This window comes from Duganella sp. GW822-FHT06D06 (assembly GCF_058799615.1).
On the sequence record NZ_JBXALQ010000002.1, the window covers coordinates 39,636 to 66,371 of the forward strand.

21 protein-coding genes, 1 tRNA gene and 1 pseudogene are annotated in these 26,736 nt (G+C 65.2%); 19 read left to right on the plus strand and 4 right to left on the minus strand.

Translation table 11 applies throughout. The features are described from left to right. Positions 1 to 10 precede the first annotated feature (10 nt). The 4 genes from AC1RMD_RS03360 to AC1RMD_RS03375 all read right to left on the minus strand — a co-directional run bounded on the left by AC1RMD_RS03360 (position 11) and on the right by AC1RMD_RS03375 (position 5,567). Positions 11 to 736: a hypothetical protein gene (locus AC1RMD_RS03360; protein ID WP_492923651.1), complete on the minus strand. Its 726-nt coding sequence runs from the start codon at positions 734 to 736 to the stop codon at positions 11 to 13. 151 nt (positions 737 to 887) lie between these two features. Beyond that, positions 888 to 3,296: a bifunctional acetate--CoA ligase family protein/GNAT family N-acetyltransferase gene (locus AC1RMD_RS03365; protein ID WP_492923653.1), complete on the minus strand. Its 2,409-nt coding sequence runs from the start codon at positions 3,294 to 3,296 to the stop codon at positions 888 to 890. Between the two features lie 29 nt (positions 3,297 to 3,325). Next, the gene (locus tag AC1RMD_RS03370) at positions 3,326 to 4,315 is read right to left on the minus strand and encodes a DUF2804 domain-containing protein (RefSeq protein WP_492923655.1); all 990 of its coding nucleotides are present in this window, start codon (positions 4,313 to 4,315) and stop codon (positions 3,326 to 3,328) included. A 10-nt stretch (positions 4,316 to 4,325) separates the two neighbouring features. Beyond that, the gene (locus tag AC1RMD_RS03375; RefSeq protein WP_492923657.1) at positions 4,326 to 5,567 is read right to left on the minus strand and encodes a winged helix-turn-helix domain-containing protein; all 1,242 of its coding nucleotides are present in this window, start codon (positions 5,565 to 5,567) and stop codon (positions 4,326 to 4,328) included. 144 nt (positions 5,568 to 5,711) lie between these two features. Between AC1RMD_RS03375 and AC1RMD_RS03380 the strand changes: the two genes are divergently transcribed. From AC1RMD_RS03380 to dbpA, 19 genes and pseudogenes are all read left to right on the plus strand, one after another. After that, positions 5,712 to 8,369, plus strand: a complete 2,658-nt coding sequence (locus AC1RMD_RS03380; RefSeq protein ID WP_492923659.1) for a sensor domain-containing diguanylate cyclase — start codon at positions 5,712 to 5,714, stop codon at positions 8,367 to 8,369. An 87-nt stretch (positions 8,370 to 8,456) separates the two neighbouring features. Then, positions 8,457 to 9,707: an exonuclease SbcCD subunit D C-terminal domain-containing protein gene (locus AC1RMD_RS03385; RefSeq protein WP_492923661.1), complete on the plus strand. Its 1,251-nt coding sequence runs from the start codon at positions 8,457 to 8,459 to the stop codon at positions 9,705 to 9,707. Beyond that, positions 9,704 to 13,510 carry an AAA family ATPase gene (locus tag AC1RMD_RS03390; protein ID WP_492923663.1) on the plus strand — a complete coding sequence of 1,269 codons (3,807 nt, stop codon included), beginning with the start codon at positions 9,704 to 9,706 and terminating at the stop codon, positions 13,508 to 13,510. Before AC1RMD_RS03385 ends, AC1RMD_RS03390 begins: the two co-directional genes overlap by 4 nt. A 32-nt stretch (positions 13,511 to 13,542) precedes the next feature. Then, complete coding sequence (locus AC1RMD_RS03395; protein WP_492923665.1) at positions 13,543 to 14,694, plus strand: serine hydrolase domain-containing protein; 1,152 nt, start codon at positions 13,543 to 13,545, stop codon at positions 14,692 to 14,694. Between the two features lie 309 nt (positions 14,695 to 15,003). After that, positions 15,004 to 15,624: a putative metalloprotease CJM1_0395 family protein gene (locus AC1RMD_RS03400; protein WP_492923667.1), complete on the plus strand. Its 621-nt coding sequence runs from the start codon at positions 15,004 to 15,006 to the stop codon at positions 15,622 to 15,624. A gap of 41 nt (positions 15,625 to 15,665) precedes the next feature. Then, positions 15,666 to 15,875, plus strand: a complete 210-nt coding sequence (locus AC1RMD_RS03405) for a hypothetical protein (RefSeq protein WP_008449977.1) — start codon at positions 15,666 to 15,668, stop codon at positions 15,873 to 15,875. A 77-nt stretch (positions 15,876 to 15,952) separates the two neighbouring features. Next, complete coding sequence (locus AC1RMD_RS03410) at positions 15,953 to 16,894, plus strand: hypothetical protein (RefSeq protein WP_492923669.1); 942 nt, start codon at positions 15,953 to 15,955, stop codon at positions 16,892 to 16,894. A 105-nt stretch (positions 16,895 to 16,999) separates the two neighbouring features. Continuing rightward, positions 17,000 to 18,169, plus strand: coding sequence for a methyltransferase (locus AC1RMD_RS03415; RefSeq protein WP_492923671.1), 1,170 nt, complete (start codon positions 17,000 to 17,002; stop codon positions 18,167 to 18,169). Positions 18,170 to 18,261: 92 nt separating this feature from the next. Next, positions 18,262 to 18,669: a hypothetical protein gene (locus AC1RMD_RS03420; protein ID WP_492923673.1), complete on the plus strand. Its 408-nt coding sequence runs from the start codon at positions 18,262 to 18,264 to the stop codon at positions 18,667 to 18,669. Positions 18,670 to 19,105: 436 nt separating this feature from the next. After that, a tRNA-Met gene (locus tag AC1RMD_RS03425) sits at positions 19,106 to 19,182 on the plus strand. 91 nt (positions 19,183 to 19,273) lie between these two features. Further along, a pseudogene (locus AC1RMD_RS03430) lies at positions 19,274 to 19,441 on the plus strand (BPSL0067 family protein); the annotation flags it as partial. A 10-nt stretch (positions 19,442 to 19,451) separates the two neighbouring features. Beyond that, entirely contained in the window at positions 19,452 to 19,889 is a 438-nt protein-coding gene (locus tag AC1RMD_RS03435; protein ID WP_492923675.1) for an STY0301 family protein, read from the plus strand. A gap of 245 nt (positions 19,890 to 20,134) precedes the next feature. Further along, a complete protein-coding gene (locus tag AC1RMD_RS03440) occupies positions 20,135 to 20,869 on the plus strand; it encodes a TetR/AcrR family transcriptional regulator (protein WP_492923677.1) in 735 nt (244 codons plus the stop codon). Between the two features lie 10 nt (positions 20,870 to 20,879). Next, on the plus strand, positions 20,880 to 21,326 hold the full coding sequence (locus AC1RMD_RS03445) for a hypothetical protein (RefSeq protein ID WP_492923679.1): 447 nt from the start codon (positions 20,880 to 20,882) through the stop codon (positions 21,324 to 21,326). A 66-nt stretch (positions 21,327 to 21,392) separates the two neighbouring features. Further along, a complete protein-coding gene (locus AC1RMD_RS03450) occupies positions 21,393 to 22,718 on the plus strand; it encodes an ABC1 kinase family protein (protein WP_492923681.1) in 1,326 nt (441 codons plus the stop codon). Between the two features lie 34 nt (positions 22,719 to 22,752). After that, entirely contained in the window at positions 22,753 to 23,175 is a 423-nt protein-coding gene (locus tag AC1RMD_RS03455) for a hypothetical protein (protein WP_492923683.1), read from the plus strand. Between the two features lie 42 nt (positions 23,176 to 23,217). Next, positions 23,218 to 24,882, plus strand: coding sequence for an acid phosphatase (locus AC1RMD_RS03460; protein WP_492923685.1), 1,665 nt, complete (start codon positions 23,218 to 23,220; stop codon positions 24,880 to 24,882). A gap of 136 nt (positions 24,883 to 25,018) precedes the next feature. After that, complete coding sequence (locus AC1RMD_RS03465; protein WP_492923687.1) at positions 25,019 to 25,243, plus strand: hypothetical protein; 225 nt, start codon at positions 25,019 to 25,021, stop codon at positions 25,241 to 25,243. Positions 25,244 to 25,316: 73 nt separating this feature from the next. Continuing rightward, positions 25,317 to 26,735 (plus strand): ATP-dependent RNA helicase DbpA, encoded by a 1,419-nt coding sequence (gene dbpA, locus AC1RMD_RS03470; RefSeq protein WP_492923689.1) that lies wholly within the window; start codon positions 25,317 to 25,319, stop codon positions 26,733 to 26,735. The last annotated feature ends 1 nt before the right edge of the window (position 26,736 follow it).

Sequence of the window (26,736 nt, forward strand, 5' to 3'; positions counted from 1 at the left end):
AATTGGGCGGTTATTTCATCGCCGGCAGCTGCCGGGTCGATCGGACGAGGCTGGCGGGCGCCGATTGCGCCGCGCTTTCCTCGATACTTACTATCGGCAACACCTGCAAACCCGGGATGCTGATCTGGCCGTCGTCCACCACGCGCACCGCGCCGGCCAGGTTGCGCGCGGCGACCGCCTTGGGCTTGGCCGCCTCGACCGCCTCGACCGGGGTCAGGCCCGAGCGTTTCATTTCTTCCAGATGCTTGTCGTGCATCATCAATTGATTTGCAATGGAAAACCACGTTTCGCCGGCGATGGCGTTGCGGGCGATGGCGAACAGTTCCTGCTCTTCCTTTTCCAGCCGCTTCAACAGCGAGGAGCAAAAGGTTTCGATGCTGTCGCAAATCAGGTTGACCTGTTCGTCGCGCACTTCGGCCACCGAACCGAGCCGGTCTTGCAGCAGGCGGATCGACAGCAGCGCCGACTGGTTCAGACGGTTGAGCTCGTCCAGCAGCTGGTCGGCGCGCTCGGTCGCCTCGCGCAGCGCGGGGATCAGGTACATCTCGGTTTTACGCCAGTGGCAAGCCTGGTACAGGCTGTTCAAGTTCTCGCAGGCGTATTCCAGCTGCGACAGGGTGATGCTGTTCTGATGCATCAGCGTGGAGCGCACATACTTTTGGAACGATAACAAACTGAGGCGGACGCTAGCGTGCTCCACCGACAGTGCTACCAGAGTATATGTGGCAGTTAACATTCTGACTCCCAAAACTGAAGTTGCGCGCGCCCGGATGAGCGGCAAGACCGGAAGTAAAAGTGTAAATAAAGCCGACAAACACGCTTTGAGCTAGAACAAATTCAGACCAAGGCGCTATACGTGTCAATATATAGCAAGCCGGCCGCGAATGCTATCGTAAAGACAATTGCAGCCGCACCATTCCCGCTTCCGGATGCGGTAAAACCACGCCGCCGAAATGGCGCACCAGTTTTTGCACGCCGAGATTTTCCGACAAGGCGTCGCCGACGATTTCCGCCGTGCCGCGGCTGCGGAAATAATCGACCAGTTTCTGGAACAGGATGTAGCCCAGGCCCTGCCCCTTCAGGTCGGAACGCACGATGACGGCAAATTCAGCGGACTGATTGTCCGCATCGGCCACGGCGCGCACCACGCCCAACGTTTCCGGTTCGCCGCCGGGGCCGTTGCGGGTGGCGATGAAGGCCATCGCGCGGTCGTAGTCGATCTGCGTCAGCCGCGCCAGCTGCGACGGCGGCAGCTCGCGCATGGCGGTGAAGAAGCGCAGCCGCACATCGTCCGGGTCGAGCGCGGCGAAGAACACCTGGTGCTGCGGCGCGTCCTCCGGCCGGATCGGCCGCAGCAGGATGCGGCCGCCGCGCCAGTCCAGCTCCTGCTCCAGTTCCAGCGGATAGGGACGGATCGCCAGCGTGTTGTCGCTGCGCGCCGGCGCCAGCAGCACGCGCGCGGCCAGCGCCACCACGCCGCCGCCGAGCGCCAGCAGCGGATTGAGATCGAGTTCCGCCAGTTGCGGCAGGTCGGCCACCATGTCGGCCACCTGCACCAAGGTGCGGCACAGCGCGTCGGCGTCGGCGGCGGTCTGGCCTTGCGCCAGCAGGCGCGCCACGCGGGTGCGGCCGACCATGTCGCGCGCCAGCACCATGTTCAGCGGCGGCAGGCCGGCGGCGCGGTCGGCCGCCACCTCCGCCGCGATGCCGCCCTGGCCGAAGAACACCACCGGCCCGAACACCGGATCGGTGGCGATCTGGATGCGCGCCGCCGCCAGCGTCGGCCCGGTCAGCGCGGCCTGCTGCGGCGTGGCCAGCGCGATGCCGTAGGCCGACAGCAGCGCGCGCGCGTCCTGGTCGGACAACGCGCCGCGGCCGGCGGCCAGGGCGGCGCTCACCAGCGCCTGGGCCGCCGCGCGTTCCGGCGCCGCCGTCGCCGGCAGGCGCGCCGGCACTTCCATCAGCAGCTCCTGGTTGCGCCGGTACTGGGCGATTTGCAGGAAGCCGTGGATCGCTTTTTCCGGCGTGTCGTAGGTGGGCAGGCCGGCGTCGGCGAACACCTGGCGCGCGGCCGCCACCGAGCGTCCGCCCAGCCAGCAGGACAGCACGTTCTTGTTAGCGTTGCGCATCAGCGGCGCCACCGCCGCCGCGATCAGGCTGCTGGGCACCATGGCGGTCGGCGCGTGCAGGAACAGCAGCGCGTCGGCCTGGGTTTCGCGCAGCAGCGCTTCGACCGCGCTGGTGTAGCGCTCGACCGGCACGTCGGCCAGCAGGTCGACCGGATTGGCCAGCGGCGCGTCGGCGCGCTTCAGCAGGCGCAGGGTCTCGGCCGACAGCGGCGCCAGTTGCGCGCCGCCGCACTCCAGCGCATCGGCCGCGATCAGGCCCAGGCCGACGCCGTTGGTCAGCACCGCCAGCCGCTCGCCGCGCTGCGGGCGCTGGCGCGCCAGCGTTTCGACGGCGTCGAACAGGTCTTCGGTGGAATGCACGCGCAGCATGCCGGCGCGGCGGATCGCGGCGTCGAACACCAGGTCGGCGCCGGGGGCGGCGTCGCGCCCCACCTTCAGCACGATCACCGGCTTGCCGCGCGCCGCCAGCCGTCCGGCCGACATGAACTTGCGCGCGCAGCGGACATCCTCGATGCACAGCAGGATGGCCTCGGTCCCGGGGTCGCCGGCCAGGTAGTCCAGCAGGTCGCCGAAATCGACGTCGGCGCCCTCGCCCATCGCGACAAAGCGCGAGAAGCCGATGCCGCGCAGGCTGGCCCAGTCCAGCACCGCCGCGCCCAGCGCGCCAGATTGCGAGACGAAGGCCAGCTTGCCGGGAGCGGCGGCGAGGTGGGTGAAGCTGGCGTTGAGCCCCAGCGCCGGCGATTGCAGGCCGACGCTGCCCGGTCCCAGGATGCGCAGCAGGTGCGGCTTGGCCGCGTCCAGCATCGCCTGCTGCAGGCTGCGGCTGCCGGCCTTGATGTCGGCCAGCCCCGCCGTCATGACGATGGCGGCGCGGGTGCCGCGCGCGCCCAGTTCCGCGATCAGTCCCGGGATCGTCGACGGCGGCGTGCACAGGATGGCCAGGTCCGGCGCCGCCGGCAAGGCCGACACCCTGGCGTAGCACGGCATGTCGTGCAGCACCTGGTGCTTGGGATTGAGCGGCCAGATAACGCCGCCATCGCCGCCAAAGCCGGCTTCCGCCAGGTTGGCCAGCACACGGGCGCCGATGCGCTGCGGGTTGTCCGATGCGCCGATCACGGCCACCGAGCGCGGTTGGAACAATCGATCGAGATTCCTGATGCTCATGGCGGCCCTACCTTTTTACCAGCGGTGAATTACCAGCGTGAAGCGTGGTCCTCGGTCACGCCCATCATCTGCGTGACCATGCGTTTGGGTTGATCGGGCGCGCTGCGCACCCAACCGGTGAAGGTGCCGATCGGCTGCAGGTAGCGGCTGGCCGCCACCACCAGGTTCTTGTTGTCGCGGCGCGCGCCTTCCGGCGTGAAGTACAGCTCCAGCAGATCGTCCTCGGTGAAGATGTGCCACTGCGACAGCGGATCGCTGCTATCGTAGATGAAGTGCACCGGCCCCAGCGCGTGCACCTGGCCGTCCAGCCACAAGGCGTTCTCGTTGCCGCCGAAGTAGCCCGACTGCAGATTGAAGCCCAGCTCCAGGTTGTGCGCCGAGGCCCAGCGCCAGGCGGTGTTGCGCGCCAGCAGGCCGTTGGAGTAGTCGAAGCTGGCGACGCCGCCGGCCAGGTTGTAATCCTCGCGGAAGGTACGCACCTCGCCGGTCAAAGGCAGGCCGGACGACTTCTGCGTGGCATGCACCGAGCCTTGCGCCACCGGCCCGGTGGCCAGCAGCAGCGGCGAGGCGCCGGGGCCGAATTCGGCGTCGATCTCCAGGTAGTCGCAGCGTAGCGTCAGCGCGTAGCTGCCGTCGTCGCGGCTGTCGATGGCGATGCTGCTCTTGCGCGTCTTGAACCGGCTCGACGCGCCGGCATGGTCGGCCAGCCGCGCCGACAGGCCGGGCAAGCCATCCTGGCCGAAGTTGGCCAGCATGTCGCCGTCGCTGCGGTCGAAGGCGTAGGCGAAGGCGGTGCTGGTCCAGCCCAGGTCGACGATGGCCACCGCGCAGAATATCTGCTCGGTACACAACGCCACGTAGTGCCAGCGCTTGTGGTGAAAGCGGCGCCAGAAGCGGCTGCGGGCGAACGGCGCGGCCAGCTGGCTCCAGTCGATATGGCCAACCTGGCCGGCGTAGCGGCCGAACAGCGGCTGGCCGTCGGGGCTCAGCAGACTGGCGGGGGCGGCGGGCAAACTCATTGAACTCCCATCATGCAGCTTCCATTTCCTTGGTGTTGTTGCCCAGCGCGGCACGCAGCAGCGGCGCCAAACCGTCCGGCGTGGCCTGGGCGAGCCGTACCTCCGGGCACTGGTGCCAGTTGGCCAGGCGCTGCAAGGCGGCGGCGACGTCGCGCACGAAGCGGTCGCTGACGCGCACGCCCGGCTCCAGCGCCAGCGATTTCAGTTCGAACACGCCGCCGCGCCGGTGCGCCTTGGCGTCGACCCGGCCGACCAGCGCGCCGCGCCGCAGGATCGGCAGCGTGAAGTAGCCGTAGCGGCGCTTGTCCGCAGGAGTGTAGCACTCCAGCCGGTAGTCGAAGCCGAACAGTTCCAGCGCGCGGCGCCGGTCCCACACCACCGGATCGAACGGCGACAGGATGGTGGTCAAGGTCGGCGCCAGCGTGCCGGCGGCGGCCGCCGCCAACAGCTCGGCGTGGTCGGGATGGACGTAGATCGGATCGTCCCAGTCGTCGACCCAGGCGCGCAGCAGCAGGCCCTGCTCCACCAGCTGCGCCGGATCGAGCCGCGGCGGCTTGGTGCGGAAGTAGTCGCTGATCCAGCCGGCGCGGGCGCAGCCCATCGCCTTGACCGCCTTCAGCACCAGCTCGCGGCGGGTGTCGTCGATGTGCGGCGTGCGGCGGTCGTCCCAGCCGGGCAGCACGCGCTCGGCCAGGTCGTAGATGCGCTGGAAGTTCTCGCGCGCGGCGATCATCAGCGCGCCGGAGGTGAACAGCACTTCCAGCGAGCGCTTTTCCGGCTTCCAGCTCCACCAGCCGCCGCTCTGGCCGTCGGTGCGCTCGAAGTCCGAGGAACGGGTCGGGCCGTTGGCGCGGATGTGGGCCAGCACGGCATCGACGTCGGCGCGGCGCTCGCGCATCCAGGTCTCGGAATACTTCCAGCCCATCGCGCCCGGGTCCAGCATGCGGTGGCGATACAGGCCGTAGTCCTCGATCGGCACGAAGCAGGCCTCGTGCGCCCAGTACTCGAACAGCTGGCCGGCCGCCAGCGCCTGCTCCAGCCAAGGCTGCGGGTAGTCGCCCAGGCGGCTCCACAGCACCAGGTAGGGACTGCGCGCCACCACGTGGATGGTGTCGATCTGCAGCACGCCCATTTGCCGGATCGCGTCCACCACGTCGGCCGGGCGCGCCTTGCGGCGGCGCGCTTGCAACAATCCCTGCGCCGCCAGGTGCAGCGCCCGTGCCGCGGCCAGGCTGATGATCAATTCGTTCATGAACGCTATTCTAATAAAGAAATCAACATTGCCTGTGATCCGAAAGGGGTTTTTTTTGACGCGCCAGCCACAAACGTGACATTTCCGTGCAGAATATCCACACATGGCAAGCGGCTTTCATTTCGCGGGGAACGTTAATTTTCGATGAACTATTTCGCCATCCGCCCGATCGTGATGTACTTGCGCCACCTGTATCGCGCGATACTGCTGCCCGTGTTTGCACTGGCGCTGCTGGCGGCCATGTGGGCGGCCGTGACCTACCAGATCGGCCAGGAGAAGCAGACCGCCCACTACGAGGCGGTGCTGCATAGCCAGTCGCTGGCGCGCACGCTGGCCGAACACACCAACCACCTGCTGCGCCAGATCGACCACGCGACGCAGCTGTTCAAGCTCAAATACGAGGAAACCGGCGGCACGCTGCGGCTGGCCGAATTCACCCGCAGGAACGGCCTGCTCGATTCGCTGCTGCCGTCCAAGCTGGACCTGCCGCTGGCGTTGATCGGCGCCGACGGCCAGTTGCTCGACAGCCGCAACGGCTACTTCGCGCCGGACCTCCGCGAGCAGCCGCTGTTGCTCCATCACGCCGGCAATCCGGCCGATACGCCGCTGGTGTCGACCCCGGTGGTCGAGCCGCGCACCAAGAAATGGCAGATCCTGATCTCGCGCCGGCTGAACGACAGTCGCGGCGAGTTCGCCGGCATCATCATGGTGATGATCGACCCCGCCGCCTTCGTCGAGGACTACGACCGCCTGACCGTCGATCCCGGCGGCGCGGTGTTGTTGATCAGCCGCGAAAACGGCATGTCCACCGCCCGCGTCGACGAACAGCTGATCATCAGCGACGCGATCGACTTCACGGCGGCGCAGGGCGGCGGACAGCTGTCGGACGAGCTGCTGCTGGCGCATCCGTTCGACGCCGTCGAGCGCATCTACGGCTACACCGAGATGCCGCGCTACCTGATGCTGGCGGTGGTCGGCAACCCGGTCGCCTCGGCGATGGCGCCCTTCGAGCACCGGCGCGACATGTATTACAGGGCGGCGGCCGTCGCCTCGGTGCTGGTGCTGCTGTTTTTCGGCCTGCTGATGCAACAATCGCATCGGCTGCGGCGCAGCGCGCGCATGGTCACCGAAGCGCAAACCATGCTGCGGGCCGCGGCCGACGCCAGCATGGACGCGGTCTACCTGTTCAAGGCCTGCCGCGTGCGCGGTCCGGGCAAGGAAGTGGTCGACTTCACCATCGCCGACCTGAATGAACGCGGCGCGGCGCTGCTGGGCTCCACCGCCGAAGAAGTCAAGGGCAAGCGCCTGATGGAAGTGCTGCCGGCGCTGCACACCGAGGGTTTCCTCGAAAAATACAAGACGGTGCTGGCCAGCGGCCGGCCGCTGGAGGAGGAATTCGAAGTCGACTTCCTGCCGGGCGGCGCCCATCTGTGGCTGCACCACCAGATCGTCGCCATCCACGAAGGCGTGGCAGTGACGGTGCGCGACATCACGCCGCGCAAGGAAAGCGAGCTGGCGATGCGCAAGAACCAGGCGGAGCTGGCGGCCGTCAACGACGCCTCGCCGCTCGGATTGATACGCGCCGATCCCACCGGCCACTGCACCTACGTCAACCGCACCTTCGAATTCATCACCGGCCTGACGCGCGAAGAGGCGCTGGGCGACCAGTGGATGCGCGCGATCCACCCGAACGACCGGCCGGTTCTGAAGGCGGCGCTGAACCACATGGCCAAGACTCGCGTGCCCTACCAGGACACGGTGCGCTGCGTGCACCCGGACGGCATGATGGTCTGGATCTCGTTCAAGGTCGCGGCGATGGTGGTAGACGGCCAAATCTACGGCTACGTCGGCACGGTGGACGACATCACCCACGTGCGCAAATCGGTGATGGCGCTGCGCGAGAGCGAAGCGCGGCTGCGCACCATCGCCGACACGTTGCCGGCGATGGTGGCGTATGTCGACTCGGAGGAGATCTACCGCTTCCACAACGTCGCCTACGAACGGGAATTCAACCGCACCGGCGTGACGGTGCTGGGCAAGACCATCCTGGCGACCATGGGCGAAGAGCGCTATCAATTCCTGTCGCCCTATATCAAACGCGCGCTGGCCGGCGAGACGCTGACCTTCGAGGAGGAAGATCCCGACGCCACCGTCGGCCGCACCTTCGAGGTGGTCTACATCCCGCAGATGGACGAAGACGGCATCACCGTGATCGGCTTCCACGTCATGCGGCAGGACATTACGGCGCAAAAGCGCGAGAAGCAGCGCCTGCTCAAGCTGTCGCAGGTCGACGCGCTGACAGGGCTAACCAACCGCGCCGGCTTCCTGCAAAAGCTGCAGGACACGATGGCCGCCTGCCGCGAAAGCCAGGGCCTGATGGCGGTGATGTACATGGACATCGACCGTTTCAAGCCGGTCAACGACACCTTCGGCCACAGCGTCGGCGACGCGCTGCTGAGGGCTTTTTCGGGGCGGCTCACGCACGCCATGCGCGCCAGCGACACCATCGCCCGCCTGGGCGGCGACGAGTTCACCATCATCATGGAGCGCATCGGCCGCATCGACGCCGCCGATGCGCTGGCGGCCAAGATCGTCACCGCGATGCAGGCGCCGTTCGACCTGGATGGCACGGTGGTGTCGATCTCCGCCAGCATCGGCATGGCCTACTACCGCGGCGAGGATGTCACCCCGGCCGAGTTGCTGAACCGCGCCGACGTGCTGCTGTACGAGGCCAAACAGGGCGGCCGCAACACCTATCGCGCCGGCCCGGCCCTGCCGACGACGGCCAGCAACGCGGCCTAGCGGGAGGCCGATCCACTTTTATCAACTCATCCGGCGCCATCTTGCGCTATATTGTGCGCTTCCCGGCTGTTTTGATTACACATCTTCATGCGTCTGCTGCACACCTCCGACTGGCATCTCGGCCAATCCCTGCATAATTTCGAGCGTACTTACGAGCACCAGCACTTTCTGGACTGGCTGCTCGACACCGTCGCCGCCGAACAGGCCGACGCGCTGCTGATCGCCGGCGACATCTTCGACAACGCCAATCCCTCGGCCGCGTCGCAGAAGCAGCTGTATCGCTTTTTGCAGCGGGCCAGGGAGCGCGTGCCGCATCTGAACCTGGTGGTCATCGCCGGCAACCACGATTCGCCGGGACGGCTGGAGGCGCCCGGACCGCTGCTGGAAGCGCACGGCACGCGGGTGGTCGGCAGCGTGCAACGCAAGGAGGACGGCGAGATCGACCTGGAACAGCTGGTGCTGCCGCTGACCGGCCGTGGCGGCGCGGTCGAAGCCTGGTGCCTGGCCGTGCCCTTCCTGCGCCCCGGCGACGTGCCGCGCGTGGCGGCCGACGAAGGTGCCGATCCTTGCGCCGATCCGTATTTGGCCGGCATCGCCCTGCTCTACAAACAGGCGCTGGAACTGGCGCTGTCCAAGCGCCAGCCAGGCCAGGCGATACTGGCCATGGGCCATTGCCACATGGTCGATGGCCAGATGTCCAACGATTCGGAACGCCGCATCGTCATCGGCGGCACCGAGATGCTGCCGGCGGGGATCTTCGACCCGGCCATCGTCTACGCCGCGCTGGGGCATCTGCACCTGGCGCAAAGCGTCGGCAAGCAGCAGCACATCCGTTATTGCGGCAGCCCGATTCCGTTGTCGTTTGCGGAGGTGGGCTATCAGCACCAGATCCTGCGCATCGATATCGACGGCGGCGAAGTGCGCGAGATCGCACCGCTGATGGTGCCGCGCGCGGTGCAGTTGCTGCGCGTTCCCGCCAAACCGGCGCCGCTGGCGCAGGTGCTGGAGGAACTGGCCGCGCTGGACGCGCAGCCGGCGGAGCCGGAGCAGCAACCCTTCCTTGAGGTGCGGGTGCGGCTGGATGCGCCGGAGCCCGGCCTGCGCGCGCGCATCGAGGCGGCGCTGGACGGCAAGCCGGTGCGGCTGGCCAAGATCGAGACCTCCAGCGCGGCGCGCAGCACCTCCATCGACGACGAGGTGATGACGCTGGACCAGCTGGAGCAGCTCAAACCGGACGATATCTTCCGCCAGCTGTACCGGCAAAGGTTCGACAACGACGCGCCGACTGACCAGTTGAGCGCCTTCGCGGAACTGATGTTGACGCCGGGGCAGCCATGAGAATCCTGAAAATCGGCGGCAAGAACCTGGCCTCGCTGGCGGGCGAATTCGGCGTGGACTTCGAGCAGGAGCCGCTGGCGTCGACCGGCCTGTTCGCCATCAGCGGCCCGACCGGCGCCGGCAAAAGCACCCTGCTCGACGCGCTTTGCCTGGCGCTATACGACGCCACGCCGCGCCTGTTGAAGGTCGCCGGCCGCAGCTACCTGACCGACGTCGGCGCCGAGACCATCTCCACGCAGGACCCGCGCACGCTGCTGCGTCGCGGCACGGCCGAGGGCTTTGCCGAAGTGGATTTCGTCGGCAACGACGGCGCTTCGTACCGCGCCCGCTGGAGCGTGCGCCGTTCGCGCACCAAGGCCGAAGGCGCGTTGCAGCCGACCGCCATGACGCTGCATCTGCTACCGTCGCTGCAGGCCATCGGCGGCACCAAGACCGAAGTCAAGGTGGAGATCGAGAAGCGCATCGGCCTGTCGTTCGAGCAGTTCACCCGCGCCGTGCTGCTGGCGCAGAACGAATTCTCCGCCTTCCTCAAATCCGAGGACAACGAGCGCGGCGAACTGCTGGAAACGCTGACCGGCAGCACCGTCTACAGCGAGATCTCGATGCGGGCGTTCGAACGCGCCAAGCTCGAACAGGCGGCGCTGCAACGGCTGAGCGCACGCCTGGCCGACCAGAAGCCCCTGAGCGCGGAACAACGTGGCGAGCTGGAAGCGCAAAGCGCGACCGCAGCCGCCGAGCTTCAGGTGCTGGAGCAGCGCAAAGCCGAGCTGGAACAGGAACTGCGCTGGCACAAGCAGGCCGAGAAACTGTCCGAAGACGAGCAGTCGGCGCAGCAGGCCTGCCAGGCCGCCGTCGCCGCCGTCGAAGCATCGGCGCCGCGCCGTACCGCGCTGGCGCGTATCGCCGCAGTGCAGCCGGCGCGTCCGCTGGCCGGCGAGATCGACCGCATCGCCGCGGACATCGCGGCCACGCAAGCGGCCATCGCCGCCAGCACGCAGGATGCCGCACTCGCGGCGCAGGCGCTGGAACGCGCCACGGCGGCGCAAACGCAGGCCGCCTCGCAAGTGCAGGAGTCGGAAGCCGCTCAACGCACAGCGGCGCCGCAGCTCGACCAGGCCAAGGCGCTGGATGCCCGTATTGAGGCCATGCTGCCCGCTTACCGCCAAGCCGCCGCCGCCTGCGAAAAGGCCGACCAGGCGGATGCCGTCGCCAGGGCCGCGCAGACGGAACGACAGGATGAACGCAAGCGCCTGGCCGCGCAGCATGAAGCAGGCGTCGCCTGGCTGGCGCAGCACAAGCAATGGCAGACGATGGCGCAATCGTGGGAGCGCTGGGACGTGCTGTTCGTGCAGGCCGGCCAAGCCGCCTCGCAAGCCGAGAAGTTAAGCGGCGCGCTGGCCCGCGTGCAACGCAACGCCAAGGCGCATCGCGACGACGAGGCCGACGCCAGCGGCAAGCTGGCCGCTTCCGCCAACGCCCTGCAAACGTTGGAAGCACAACGGCAGGAAACGGCGCGCGCGCTGACCGCCTTCCCGGTCGAGCAGTTGCAGACCTCGCGCCACGATCTGGAACTGCGCCGCGATCAGTTGGCGTCGGCGGAAAAGCTCTGGATCGAACTCGATGCGCGGCAATCCCGCCATACGCATATCCAGGCACAGTCCGCGCAGCTGCGGCAGGCGGTGAACGCCGCCGAGATCCAGCTGAAGGCGGCGCAGCAGGAAGGCGTCGGCATCCTGGCCGCCTCTTCACAGGCGGAGCGTTCGCTGAAGCTGGCGGAAGCCGCCTGCGCCAAGAACGTCGAATCGCTGCGCGCCGCGCTGGAGGACGATACGCCCTGCCCGGTATGCGGATCGAACGAACATCCATATCGCCACGACAACGACGGCCTGCACGACATGCTGGCCGAGTTCCAGGCGGAAGTCACCCGCTGCCGCCAGCAGCTAGAGGCAAATGTCAACCAGCAGGCGGCGCAGCGCGCCACCGAGCAGGCCAGCCTTGAGCAGTTGAACGCGCTGGCCAACGAAGGCCGCACCGTGGCGCAGGCGCTGGAACGCGTCGCCGCCGCTTGGCACAGCCACCTGCACCCTGCGGACCGGGACCAGGCCGCGCCGCAACTTGCGGCGTCGCTACCGCCGGAGCCCGAGCGCACCGGCTGGTTCGTCGAGCAGTTGGAGATGGTGCGCGACGCGCTGCAAGCCATCGAGCGGCAGGAACGCGCCCTGCATGCGGCCCGCATCGCCCGCGACCAGGCGCAAACGGCCTACGATCGGGCGGCGGCCGAACACACGCGTTTGCAAAGCGTGGCCTCGCACGCCCAGACCGCGCTGGCGCAATCGAACACGGAACACAAGGCACTGGACGACCAGCGCATCGAAGTCGCCTTGACGCTGAGCGCCCTGCTCGCCGACCTGGATCCGGCCTTCAGCGGCGGCGACATGCCGAGCGACGACTGGAAGGACGACTGGAAAGCCGGCCCCGCCCGATTCTACGAAGCCCGCCAGGCCGAAAGCAAACAATGGCTGGCGCAGCGCGCCGCATACGACGAACGCGCCGCCGCCATCGCCACCGTCGAGGTAGAGGTGAAGGCGCTCAATGAGGCGCAGGCCAAGGCCGGCCTGGACGCCGTCAACGCCCGGGTTATCTACAGCAGCGCCGACGCCGCGCTCAAGGACATGCAACAACAACGCATGGCGCTGTGGGGCGGCAAGGAAGTGCGCGATGTCGAAACGGCGCTGATCGCCGCCATCGACGCCACCAGGGAGCGACTGGCCGGCCTGCAAACCGCCGCGCAGCAGGCGGCCCAGGCCCGCGCCCGCGCGGACGAAGCGCTGGCCCAGGCCGCGCAACGACTGGCCGCACTGCGCGGCGCATCGGCATCGGCGGCGGCCGCGCTGTCCGACTGGATCGCCGCATTCCAGCAGCGCCAGCCCGACGCCGGCCTGCGCGACCTGGAGCACCTGCACGCGCTGCTGGCCCACTCAGCAGAAGAAGTCGACGCCGAACGCGCCGCGCTGCAAGCCATCGACCGCGCCGCCGACCATGCCGCCACCGTGCTCAATGAACGCCAGCGCCAACGCGAACAACACAGATTGTCCGCACCGCCGGAACGCGCGTCGGCAGACGAACAAACGCCGATCGCGTTGCTGGCCGCCGCGCTGAACGAACTGGCGGTCGAACGCAAGACAGCCCACGACAGCGCCGGCGCCCTGCAACTGGCGCTGGCGCAGGACGACGCCAAGCGCCGGCAATCGCAAGCCATGCTGGCCGAGATCGAACAACAGGAAGCGATCGAACAGCGCTGGGCGCGCATGAACGACCTGATAGGCTCGGCCGACGGCAAGAAGTTCCGCAACTACGCCCAGCAATTCACGCTGGACGTCCTGCTGGGCTACGCCAACGCCCACCTGAACCACCTGGCCCGCCGCTACCAGCTGGAACGCATCGACAACCCGGCCAGCCCGTCGTTGGCGCTGTTGGTGCGCGACCAGGACATGGGCGGCGAGATGCGCTCGGTACATTCACTGTCCGGCGGCGAATCGTTCCTGGTGTCGCTGGCGCTGGCGCTGGGACTGGCCTCGCTGTCGTCCAACCGCGTGCGCGTCGAATCGCTGTTCATCGACGAAGGCTTCGGCAGCCTGGACGCCGAAACCCTGCGCGTGGCGATGGATGCGCTGGACGGCCTGCAAGCGATGGGCCGCAAGGTCGGCGTCATCTCGCACGTGCAGGAAATGACGGAGCGGATCGCCGTGAAAATATTGGTACAACCTTCGGCGGGCGGCAAGAGCGCGGTCACAGTGCAGTAGAATGGTATTTTATTGTTAATTCAGGCCGGCTCATGAAATTGCTGCTTCGTCTGTGCTTTTGCATATCGACCGCACTGCCGCTTGCCCATGCCGCGCCCTGCGCCGCACCATCCGCGCAAGGCGACGGCTGGGAGCTCGCGGCGCCTGAAGCATCGGGCTTCAACGCCAACGCGCTGTGCGTCACGCTGACCGCGCTGGCCCAGGGCAAGGACAATATCCACGGCATCGTCATTGAACGCCACGGCAAGCTGGTGGCGGAGATGTACCGCACCGGCAAGGACCGCTCGATCCGGCGCGGGCTGGGCGTGTGGCCGCCATTCGCGCCGACCGTCGAATTCGGGCCGGACACGCTGCACGACGTGCGCTCGATCGGCAAGAGCGTCATCGGCCTGCTGGTCGGCATCGAGAAGCAGCGCGGCAAAATCGGCGCGCTCACCACGCCGGTGCTGGACTACTACCCTGAGTACCAGGACTTGCGCACGCCGCTGCTGAACGCAGTCAACCTCGAACACCTGCTGACCATGAGCGGCGGCTGGAAGTGGGACGAAGGCGCGCAGCCCAACAACGAGCTGCGGCTGTTCTGGAAATCCGACCAGCTGCGCTATGTGCTGGAACGGCCCATCGTCGCGCCACCCGGCGCCGTATGGAACTACAACGGCGGCGGCACCACCATCCTGGCCGACATCGTCAGCCGCGTCAGCGGCCAGCCGTGGATCGAGGTCGCGCGCAAGGACTTGTTCGAACCGCTGGGCATCTTGCAGTGGGAATGGGTGACCGACTTGCGCGGCCGGCCGGCGCCGTTCGCGGGACTGCGCCTGCGGCCGCGCGACATGGCCAAGCTGGGGCGGCTGATGCTGAACCACGGCCGCTGGAACGGCCGCCAGATCGTGGCCGAGGAATGGGTGGATGAATCGCTGAAGCCGCGCCTGAGCGTGGGCTTCAAGAGTCCGGGCAACCAGCCGGACGAGCTGCACTACGGCTACCAGTGGTGGGAGGGCACGGCGGCCTGGCACGGCCACCGCACGCCGTGGAGCGCCGCCTTCGGCAACGGCGGCCAGCGCATCTTCATCGTGCCGGAGCTGGACCTGACGGTGGTCATCACCGCCGGCGACTACGGCTCGGAGGCGATGGGCGCGAAGGTCAACCAGCTGCTGCACACGCTGATCGCCACCGTCAGCGACTAGCAGCTGCTATCGATCGCGGCGCTCCTTTCGCTCCAGCTTGAGCATCTCCCACCCCAGCTCGCGGCGGATTTGCTGGGCGTCCGGCGGCGGGCGCCGTTCCGTGATTTGCGTCCGCAACCACTGCCGCACAGATTCTTTGCTCGGTTGCTTCTTTTGGTCCATGGCCTGGCCTCTTTGGCGGGAGATGATCCCCAGTAGACCTTCAACGCGGGCGCGCCGCGCCAGTTGACCGGCGGGGCGCCGTTAATTTGCAACCATTTGCTACAGATTTGCTATCATTCAGACGAGCAGGAGGCAATGCGCACCACCATGAGCACAGGCGCCATATCACCGAGTTCCGCCAGCCAGCCGCCGGTGCGCGCCACGCCACCGGCGCAAGTGACGTCGTCGGTCACGCCTGCCGGTCCGGCTTCCGCCTCGACCAGCTCATCCCCGAACACCAATTTTTCCGGCAGCGACTCCGTCACCAACCTGACGCCGGAAGCGCTGGCCCTGGTCGCCCAGCTGAAAGCCCGCGACACCGAAGTGCGCCAGCACGAGCAGGCGCACATGGCCACCGCCGGCGGCCTGGCGACTTCCGGCGCCTCCTACACCTACCAGCGCGGACCGAACGGCGTCGATTACGCCATCGGCGGCGAAGTGCATATCGATACATCGCCCGGCCGCACGCCGCAAGAGACCATCGAACGGGCCCGCACGATCCAGGCGGCGGCGCTGGCGCCGGCCGATCCCTCCGGCGCCGACCGCGCCGTGGCGGCCCAGGCGGCGCAGCTGGAACTGCAAGCCCGCGCCGAACTGGCGACGCAGCAGCTGGAACGGGCGACGGCCCGGCTCAGCGGACCGGGCTCCGGCTCGGGCGACGCCGACAAAGTCCGGCGCAGCTACGAAACGCCGCCGCTGGTGCCGCCCAAGCTCGACATCTATGCCTGAGTGATAGAATCCCGCCTTCGCCAGTCCAACCAAGAGCAACCATGTTAAAAGCACCACGCACCCTGACCTTCAAATGCGCCAAATGCGCCAAAGCCGTGCAAGTCCGCCTGCAAAAGGTGTCGGCCTGCTCGCACATCCAGCCTTACCTGGGAATTTGCGCCTGCGGCGAAGTCAAACACCACGCCATCGGCCAGAAAGACGCCGTCGCATCCTACCTGGCGGCGCCGGAAGGCTGGACCCACCATCATTAATCTTTGCGCAGACCTCAAGAAATCGCCAGCGGCACCGTTATAGAAGTACTATCAAACGAAATCCGCTGGAACCTGCCATGTCTATCCTACCTGCTCTCGGCCCCCGCGCTTTGCCAGCGCCCCTCTATGGCGGCAACACGCTGCATGACACCCGGACGACCGGCGCCAGCGCGACCAAGGCGGTGAAAGCGGTGGATTCCTCGCCGATTTCGCTGTCCAGCGACAGCCTGGAAAAGCACGTGGCGTCGGTCGGCAATGCGACCATCGACTTCGCGCAGGACTTGCTGGGCAGCTTCGCCAAGACGCTGTTCGGCGACTCCGGCAAGGATGCCGTCATCAGTTTCGACTCGGCCAGCCTGGACACCTCGTCCAGCTTCGCCGTGGGCGTGCAGCATAGCTCGGGGCCGAACGGCAGCAGCGACGCCGCCGCCTTCCAGCTGACCGACAGCTCGCACTTCATCGGCAAAGGCACGATCACCACCGCCGATGGCCGCAAGTTCGATTTCGAAGTGGAGGTGCAGTACGACGCCGAACTGAGCGCCGCCGCCAGCCAGACCACCAGCAACAGCCAGCCGTCCAGCGACGCCGCCGGCAAGCGACCAGTCGCCGCCAACGGCGCCAGCGCCGACAACCTGCCGTCGGTGCAGGTGCCGAATATCGACTTCCCGGGCACGCTGGCCGACCTGTTCCAACTGATCGGCCGCGACCTGCACTCGGCGCTGTCGACCGGCGACAGCTCGCCGAGCCAGGCCAGCAACGGCATCGACCGCAACACGCTGCGCAGCCTGTCGCTGCGCCTGCTCAGCCTGGTCGACAGCAAGGACACCAACACCTACACCGCGCCGACCGCCGCCGACAAGGCCAAGGCGGCCGCCGACGCCTACAGCGCGCAGGCCGCGCCGGAACCGATCAAGGCGGGTCCGGCGGGCGTCAGCGCACTGCCCGCGCTGGCCGACGATCCGATCTCGACCACCGCCGCCAACGACGCCGCAACCAGCGCCAAAGACGCCAGCAGCTAAGCGCCAAGTATAATAAGCGCCTCAACACCAAAACGCCGGCGGGGATGGACACCATCCCCGGCGTTTTTTGTGCTTCCGCTTATTACACCTACCGATTGCCCCGACATGTCCGCACAAACCACCGCCTCCCCTACGCCGCAACAGATCCACTGGGAGGAGAACGGCGTGCAGTGCACCGCGCGCTGGCGCTCCGAAGCCGGCATGGCGCCGCCGAAGCGGGTCGTCATCGCCGACGACCGCACCAATGCCGACGTGGCCTACCGCCTGGCCTGCGAAGGCACGGCGCTGCTGTGGCGCGGCGACTTCCAGAACGCCCGCCAGCTGCTGCAAGCGCTGGCGCGCCGCGCCGACCACAAGGCCAAACCGGCCAAGAAAGCCAAGCCGGCCAAAGTGCCCGCCACGCCGACCGAAGCCTTCCACCTGCACCGCCAGGCGCAATCGCAACGCGCGCGCACGCTGGCCATGCTGCTGATTCCCTTCGACGACGCCTACGCCATCCCGCTGCGCCGCGCGCCGGACGTGCAGCTGGCCTGCAACGAGGCCTACGGCCGCTTCGAGGAACCGTTCGTCGCCTCGCTGCGCGAGCTGCTGGGCGTGATCGGCGCGCACGAATGGCGCCGCACCGGGGTGGAGATCCCGGCGCTGGACGCGCGCATCCACCCGCACTATGGCGTGTTCTCGCCGGTGCGCGGCGAGTATGTGGAACTGGTGGCGAATACGCCGCTGCCGGCCGGCGTCAAGCTGGCATACGACATCGGTGCCGGTACCGGCGTGCTGGCGGCGGTGCTGGCCAAGCGCGGCGTGGCGCGCATCATCGCCACCGACCAGGATCAGCGGGCGCTGAGCTGCGCGCGCGAGAACCTGGCGCGGCTGGATCTGGACGGCCAGGTCGAGCTGCTGGAGGCGGATCTGTTCCCGGAAGGCCGGGCGCCGCTGGTGGTGTGTAATCCACCGTGGGTGCCGGCGCGTCCGAGCTCGCCGATTGAATACGCGGTCTACGATCCGGACAGCCGCATGCTGCGCGGCTTCCTGGCCGGCCTGTCGGACCATCTGACGCCGGGCGGCGAGGGTTGGCTGATCCTGTCGGACCTGGCCGAGCACCTGGGCCTGCGTCCGCGCGCGGACCTGATGGAATGGATTGCCGCCGCCGGCCTGAAAGTCATCGACCGCCACGACGTGCGCCCTACCCACCCGCGCGCCGCCGACGCCACCGATCCGCTGCACGCCGCCCGCGCCGCCGAGGTGACGTCGCTGTGGCGCCTGGCCGCCGCGTAACACCGCCTTGCGGCAGATCAGACTTGTATTGAGTGGCGTTTGACTCTGTTTAACATCCAGAGCAGACTTTCCCCAAGAAAGCGGGGCCACTCATGCAAACAGTTGAGATCCTTCAAACGATACGCAGCCTCCTGGAGCAACTTCAGGAGACAAAGTCCGATAATTTCGCAGAGTTGTCGAGACAGTTAAGTCAAATGCAGGAGTATTTTGACGCCACGCTGTCGCGCATCCACTCCGGTGAAGCCGAAGATGCTCTCGACCTCGACTTCAAAATCGACGATGCACTAGCACTAGCCAAGCAAGTTATCCGAGAAATCTACAAACGAGCTGTCTTGCCCCTCCCCAGGGAAGCTGCGAGAGCCGCCTATGCCTCCGCCACCAATCTGCAATGGGAACTTGGCGAGCACGACATACCGTTCTCTCCCCGCAAACCCGGGTATGTAGCAAGCACGGCAGAGGAAGTAAATCAGGTATTGGACCGGATTGAGTCCGAGAGATGAGTTCGGAGAGACTTATCCGAACGCTCAACTGTGACCTACCTCGGTTTAGAAACAGTTTTCAGCGGCTTAAACCGGACATCAAGAAAGAGGCAAGGCGCGCTCTCGGTGACATGATTTTGATAGACATTGATAACCCACCAGCCAAACTGCACCTGCATACCCTTACCAACAAGCAAGTTAGCTCGGCACTGGACCCGACGAAAAAAGTCAACGTCTACACAGCCCACCTCACTAGCAACGACGCCTACAAGGCGAGCTTCACCTTTGAAGACGGCTGTGCGTACTTCAGGGATTGCGGAACTCACGCAGACATCGACAAGCTCCCGTAATGATGCAATAAACATAAGCCACACTTAAAAAATCCAGAGAAATATAAGCAGCTCTTATTTTGACCCTTGCGGAATACAAAAGGTCTATGTATAATTCGGGCCTCAGACGCGGGGTGGAGCAGTCTGGCAGCTCGTCGGGCTCATAACCCGAAGGTCACAGGTTCAAATCCTGTCCCCGCAACCAAATTCAGGCAGAAGCCGTTGAATCCTAAAGATTCAACGGCTTTTTTGCTTTTCCGGTTGGATCGCCGCCATGCCGCTCGACATTCGTAGTTGAGCAGAAACAAAAATCACTCCTTGGCTTAGCTACAAGATGGGCTAGCACTCGTCCATTTCAAACCAAGGACATCTCCATCCGTTTCATCCGCAAGAACCGCCACAATCCCGACGGCTCGTATTTTAATCCCACTGACAATGCCGACGCATTCTCGGTGATCGAATAGGTGAGCGACGATGCGTCAAGCAGGAATGATTATTTGGGTTGTGACAGTTTTGCCCCATCTGCCGGCCTTATCGGCGGAGCAGAAAATCGACTGTCCCAAGGAAGTAGCCCAGGCTTCGTTACATTTGGTGGACACGCCTTCCGGCTGGACACCTTACGTCGCCTCCCCGCTTTTTCTTTCCTCAGCAGGGGCAACTGCCGGGCCACCGGAGCAGCGGGAAACGCTCATGGGCGACTCCAACTGGAAGAAGGGAGAGAAGGACTGGTCAACGACATACAACCTGGAAGGCGGCGGCTTCCCTTCCGGCAAATGGATGGAATGCCGCTATGGCGAATATGATCAGGTGAGCCTGTCGAAGCGCCTGGATGACCGGACGAAATCATGCACCGTACAAATCGCCCCAGGAGAACATGCGGGCCAGAAGTCTATTAAGATCAGTTGCAAATAGCCGCTCCCCGCTCCTGTCAGCCGCTCCCCCTCCTCGCTCAATCGCCATGCTCACCCCTGCTCCAATGCAGGCGGTCAGCGGTCCTCGCCTTGGCCGTGCGCCAACTTCTTCCCAGTCGCTGTCACCAGCCTCAAGAATGCCCCATGGGCCTCCGAGGCTGCCGGCAGCCAGAAATACCCATTTAAACATATTGACTATCCAATAGATGTGAGAAATAATAATAAAAACAATAGCTGGTACTCAAAATGCGAATTTCAAAATCACAATCCGAGAAGAATCGTCGTCAGCTCATCCAGGTGGCGGTTGATCTGATGCCTAGCCAGGGCTTCGAGAGCACGACGATGAAGCAGATCGCGCGCGCGGCTGGACTGGGCGATGCGACGATCTACAAGTACTTTCCGACCAAGGAGAAGTTGGTACTCGCCTACTTCGAGCAGGCTGCGGAGGATGCCTTTGCGCAAATCGCCAAAACCGATGGCTTGAACACTTTCACGCTTCAGGAGCGCATGCAGTTGTTGATCGATGCGCAACTGGAGCAGTTTCTTGCCGACCGGGAGTTCGTGGCCTTGGCCCACAAGCTGGTGTCGGGGGCGCCTTTGATGCTGATGGGCGACGATTTGCCGGGCAAGGCGCTGCTCAAGCAAGGCTTTGCCGAAATGTTGGAGCAGGCCGAAAATAAAGGTGAAATTGCAATCTGCGGCTTCAAACCCAGCCTGGCAGCGCTGCTGGCAGATGCCGTCCACGCCGTCACCACCTATTGGCTGCGAGACGACTCCGAGGAATTCGCCAACACCACGCAAATGGTCGACCTAAGCTTGGGTCTGCTTGTGCTGGCCTTGCAAAGCGGTGTGATCAACAAGGCGCTGGATCTGGGTGGATTCTTGTTGCGCAGCCAGTTGACACGGCTGCTGCGCGATGGCAATAGCCTACTCGACTTGCTCAAGCTCGCGCGCGCCGGCCTCGGCAAAGCACCCCGATGAGGGCGGCGCCATGAACAACACCGCACTGACCATCAATCCCTGGCTCGTTTTGGGCGCCGCTCTGAGCGGCCTGGCGGCCTTGCTCCACCTCGCCATCATCGTGGGCGGTGGCCCCTGGTACCGTTTTTTCGGCGCCGGCGAGGCGATGGCGCGCATGGCCGAGGCGGGCCAACTCTACCCGGCATTGCTCACTTCAGGCATCAGCTTGATGTTGCTGCTCTGGCAGGCCTACGCGCTCGCCGGCGCCGGTTGCGCCATGGTGTCCGGCTTGCCGTGGATCAAAGAGGCCCTGATCCTGATCACCAGCATCTACCTGTTGCGTGGCTTGGCCCTGCTACCGCTGTGGCTGCTGGCGCCGTCGCAGATGTCGCCTTTCGCGCTCTGGAGTTCGGCGATTTGCGGCGCCTACGGTCTCGTGCATTTAATTGGCCTTAGGCAGGTTTGGGGGCGGCTATGAGCAAGCTGGCGCCACGCCCACTGCCCACGGGCCGCCAAAATTCCTTGTTGCCGCCACAGGTCGATCATGTCCGCTAACAACCCACCCAAACGCCGGTTGGCGCGAGGCGCGATCGCCGGGCTGGCGGTGGCCCGTGCCGGCGCCGCGCATTTGGGCCACCGCGCGTTGGCGCTAACGCGCTCCGAAGAACAGGCCGAGCAGGCACGCCTCGCTCACGAGGCCAGGCTGGGCCGCATCTTCTTCGATGCGCTGAACCAGCTGAAGGGAACCGCGTTGAAGGCCTCGCAACTTCTGAGCATGGAGCTGGGCCTGCTGCCCGATGGCATGCGGCAGGAGTTGGCCCGCGCACATTATCAGGTCACACCGCTGAACCGTGCCCTGGTTATCAAGTTGCTGCGCCAGGAGTTCGGCAGGGGACCAGACGAGTTGTTTGCGCAGTTCGAGCCAGCAGCCTTCGCAGCCGCCAGCCTTGGCCAGGTCCATGGCGCGACGCTGGCAAGCGGCGAAAACGTTGCTGTGAAGCTGCAATATCCGGGCATGGCCGTCTCCATCGCCAGCGATTTGTCGATGCTGGGTGCGCTCTTTCAAACGTTGGGACATGGCTCGGACAACCTGCCCAAGACAGCCATCATCGAGCGCGTGCTAGCCGATATCGAGCTGAAGCTGGCCGAAGAGCTTGATTATCTGCATGAGGCCGAGCAGATGAGCTGGTTCGCACAAGCATTCGATTCGTGGCCGGACGTGGTCGTCCCGCAGACCTTTCCGCAGCTCAGTAGCAAGCGCGTGCTGACAATGCAGCGCCTGTCGGGCTTGCATCTGAACGAGTGGTTGGCGAACCACCCCTCTCAAGCCGAGCGCGACCATTACGGCCAGCTGCTATTTGACACCTTTCTTTACAGTATGTTCGAACTGCGCCGCCTGCAGGCCGACCCGCACCCCGGCAACTACCTGTTCATGGCGGAACGCCAGCTTGGGTGCCTGGATTTTGGCTGCACCAAGCAATTTGGCGAAGACTTCTGCGCCTCCATCAGCACCGCCTGGAGCGCGATGTTGCGGCAACCTTGCGACGTCATCGCCCTGCAGCAGGCCTACCGTGAGCTGGGCTTGATTGCGCCGACGCTGACGCCGCAGGATTTCCGCGAGCACTTGCTGCCGGTCCTGGCCGACACCCTGGCCTGGCAGGCAAGTCCGTTTCGCGACGCCGAATACGACTTCGGGCAACACCCGAGCCAGCCCGCCATGAGCGCACAGCAGCGACGGCTGGCGGCTGGCTATCTGCATGCGATGGCGCCAGAGCTGCCTTACTTCGACCGCGCTTATCGAGGCCTGGTGGAGATGCTGAAGTCCATGTCCGCCCGAGTTCGAACGCGGAATCGATTTCTCTCACCGTGAGACCTTGCCATTTTTTGTTAACTAAGGAATAAAGATGAAAAAAGTAAATTACTGGTATCTTGCCGCCGCTATTTCATGCTTCGCAATGTTGGGCATGCATGTATTTGTTGGGGGACCGCAGTTGAATGAGCCGATTCAAAATAGCGCGCTACCAAACGGAATTCGTGCCGTGTCTGAAGTTGCCTGGCACTCGGTGACAGCAAACTATGCCCTGATGGTGACGGCCCTCGCCTTTTTGACGTTTGCCCCCAATAATAGCGCTCTGGCCAAGTACATTGTTTCACAGCTTTGCTTGTCTTCAGTGCTATTCGTTTCTTATAGCATCAGCCGTTTTGGAAATGTAACGAGCCTGTATCTTTGGCCCATCTTCCTCATCATCGCCGCGATCGTTGGCATGGGCTGGGCAAGATCACGCTCTTACGTGATCGCAAAGCCCTCCATACACAAGCCGTCATAAAACTGTCACAATTGCTCTTTTTGCTTACCCAGGGAGACGCGTGTGAAGGATCAAGTTCAGGTTTCAGCCCAACAGGAGCAGGATGCTCCCGCCAGTCCATCGCGCCGCCGCATCTTCCAGGCCGCCGCCGCTACCGGCATGGCCGCCTCGCTGCCGTCCCTGAGCGAAGCCGCCACCGCCAAGCCGGCCGCCGTCAAAGGCTCGCTGGACGCCAAGCTGCAAGCGCACATCAAGAACGTGGTCGTGATCTACCTGGAAAACCGCAGCTTCAATAACCTGTTCGCCAACTTCCCCGGCACCGCCGCGCCGTTGTCGGCCGCCAGCGCAGCGGCCTGCCAGCAGCGCGACTTCGACGGCTCCGTGCTGCCCACGCTGCCGAAAGTCTGGGGCGGCATGGTGCCGAACACCCAGGACATCGGCGGCAAAAAATACGTGCTGAAGGAAGACGACGTCAAGAACCTGCCGAACGGCCCGTTCAAACTGGTCGACATCCAAGGCAAACCACTGCCGGAAGCCGTGATCACGCGCGACCTGTGGCACCTGTTCTACCAGAACCAGATGCAGATCAACGACGGCAAGAACGACGGCTTCGCGGCCTGGGGCAACACCGGCGGCATGGTCATGGGCTACTACGGCGAGACCAGCAAAAACCTCGGCCTGTGGAAGATCGCCGAACAGTACACCCTGTGCGATAACTTCTTCATGGCGGCCTTCGGCGGCTCCTACCTGAACCACCAGTTCCTGATCTCCGGCCGCACGCCCGAATACTTCAACGCCAAGGACACCGCAGCCAAGAAGAAGATCGCGGTACTCGACGACGGCCCGACCGGCATGCGTCTGTCCGTGACCAAGGAAAGCCCCGCCTCGGCGATGGACGGCCATCCTATCTACGCCAACAACGGCGCCATCACGCCGGACGGCTACGCGGTCAACACCATGGCCCCGCCCTACCAGCCAAGCTACATCCGCCCGGCCTTCGACGGCGATCCGCTGCTGGCCGATCCCAAGGACGCCGGCACCCTGCCACCGCAATCCTACGACACCATCGGCGACCTGCTGTCGGCCAAGAAGGTCAGCTGGGCGTGGTACGGCGGCGCGTGGCAGGCGGCGCTCGACGCGCGCGGCGGCGGCGAAAAACCTAACTTCCAGTACCACCACCAGCCGTTCAACTACTTCAAGCAGTTCGCGCCCGGCACCGCCGCGCGCGCGGAACACCTGCGCGACGGTGGCCTGGGCGACAGCCCGATCTCGAACAAATTCATCGCCGACGCCATCGCCGGCAAGCTGCCTGCGGTGACCTTCTACAAGCCGCAGGGGAACCTGAACCTGCACGCCGGCTATTCGGACATCGAGTCGGGCGATGCCCACATCGCCAACGTGATCGAGCACCTGAAGAAGTCCCCGCAGTGGAAGGACATGGTCGTCGTGATCACCTTCGACGAAAACGGCGGCTGGTGGGATCACGTGGCGCCCCCAAAGGGCGACCGCTGGGGCCCCGGCTCGCGCATTCCGGCCATCGTGGTCTCGCCGTACGCGAAAAAAGGCCAGGTCGATCACAGCTTCTACGACACCACGTCGATCATGCGCTTCATCACCCGTCTGCACGGCCTGCCGCTGCTGGAAGGCCTGAAGCTGCGCAACGACGCCTTCGCGGCCCGCAACGCGCTGCCGCCGGGCGACCTGACCGGGGCGCTGAGCTTCCGATGAGTTGATGCCGCGGATGTGCTGGAGACGGCACCTCTGTGTTACAATCCGCGACTTACTTACTGAGCCCGACTGCTGCAGCCGGGCTTTTGTTTTGAGCGGCGCATTTTCACCAGTGCCGTGGGCACGAGATTTAAGAATGAGAGATAAAAAAGATAACGCCACGTTCGACCTGCCCGGCTTCAGCCCGGCCGCGCCGCTCGAACCGGAAGCGAAGCGCCATCCGGCGCCACGCGGCAAGCGACCCACGCTCAAGCAGGTGCAGCTCGAACTGCTCGAAGCCACCGACAACTCCGGTCTGCCGGTCTGGGTGCGCGACGAAAACCTGGACCTGACCGGCTTGCCGGTGTGGGCGCCAAACTAATACCAACCCGATATCACAGCGTCAGCGAGCCTGTTAGACTGTGACCACGTCCTTTTTGAACAGGTCTGACACCATGACATCCACCGCCTCCACCGCGTTTTCCAGCCTGCCGCTGACCACCGCCCTCCTGGACAATCTCGATTCGCTCGGCTACAAGGAGATGACGACGATCCAGGCGCAAAGCCTGCCGTCGGTGCTGGCAGGCCGCGACCTGATCGCCCAGGCCAAGACCGGCAGCGGCAAGACCGCCGCCTTCGGCATCGGCATCCTGGCCAAGCTCAATCCAGCCTGGTTCGCCGTGCAGGCGCTGGTGCTGTGCCCTACCCGCGAACTGGCCGACCAGGTGGCCAATGAGCTGCGCCGCCTGGCGCGCGCCACCGGCAACGTCAAGGTGCTGGTGCTGACCGGCGGTTCGCCGATGCGTCCGCAGATCGCCTCGCTGGAGCATGGCGCCCACATCGTGGTCGGCACGCCGGGCCGCGTGCGCGACCACCTGGGCCGCGCCACGCTGGATCTGTCGAAAGTGGAAACGCTGGTGCTGGATGAAGCGGACCGCATGACCGACATGGGCTTCTATGACGAAATCGCCGGCATCGTCAGCGCCTGCCCGAAACGTCGCCAGACCTTGCTGTTCTCGGCCACCTACCCGGACGACATCCGCCGCGCCACCGATTCCTTCCTGGCCGATCCGGTCGAAGTAACGGTCGAAGCGCAGCACGACAACAGCCAGATCGAACAGCTGTTCTTCGAGATCGGCTTCGACGAGCGCACCTCCGCCGTGGCGCGCCTGCTGGGCCACTACAAGCCGGTGTCGGCCATCGCCTTCTGCAACACCAAGGTGCAGTGCCGCGAGCTGGTGGAAGAGCTGCAGGCGAAGGGCTTCTCCGCCATGGCGCTGTACGGCGAACTGGAACAGAAGGAGCGCGACGAGATCCTGGTGCTGTTCTCCAACCGCAGCTGCTCCGTGCTGGTGGCCACCGACGTCGCCGCGCGCGGCCTGGACATCCCTAACCTGGAAGCGGTGATCAACGTCGACGTGTCGAAGGACACCGAGGTGCACATCCACCGTATCGGCCGCACCGGCCGTGGCGCCGAACAAGGCCTGGCCTTGTCGCTGTGTGCGCCGAACGAGAAGAAGTGGGTCAAGCTGATCGAGGAATACCAGAAGGCGCCGGTCGAATGGTTCGACCTGAAATCGCTGGACGACAACGAATACGGCGTCGATCCGGCACCGATGATGACGCTGGTGATCTCCGGCGGCAAAAAGGACAAGCTGCGTCCGGGCGACCTGCTGGGCGCACTGACCGGCGACGCCGGCCTCTCGAAAGAACAAGTCGGCAAGATCAACGTGTTCGAGTTCCAGACCTACGTGGCGATCGACCGCCGCGTGGCCTACGATGCCTTCGAGCGCCTCAGCAAGAACAACCCGCTGGGCGGCGACTTCGGCGCCATCAAAGGCCGCAACTTCAAGATGCGCTTCATCGAGTCCTGAT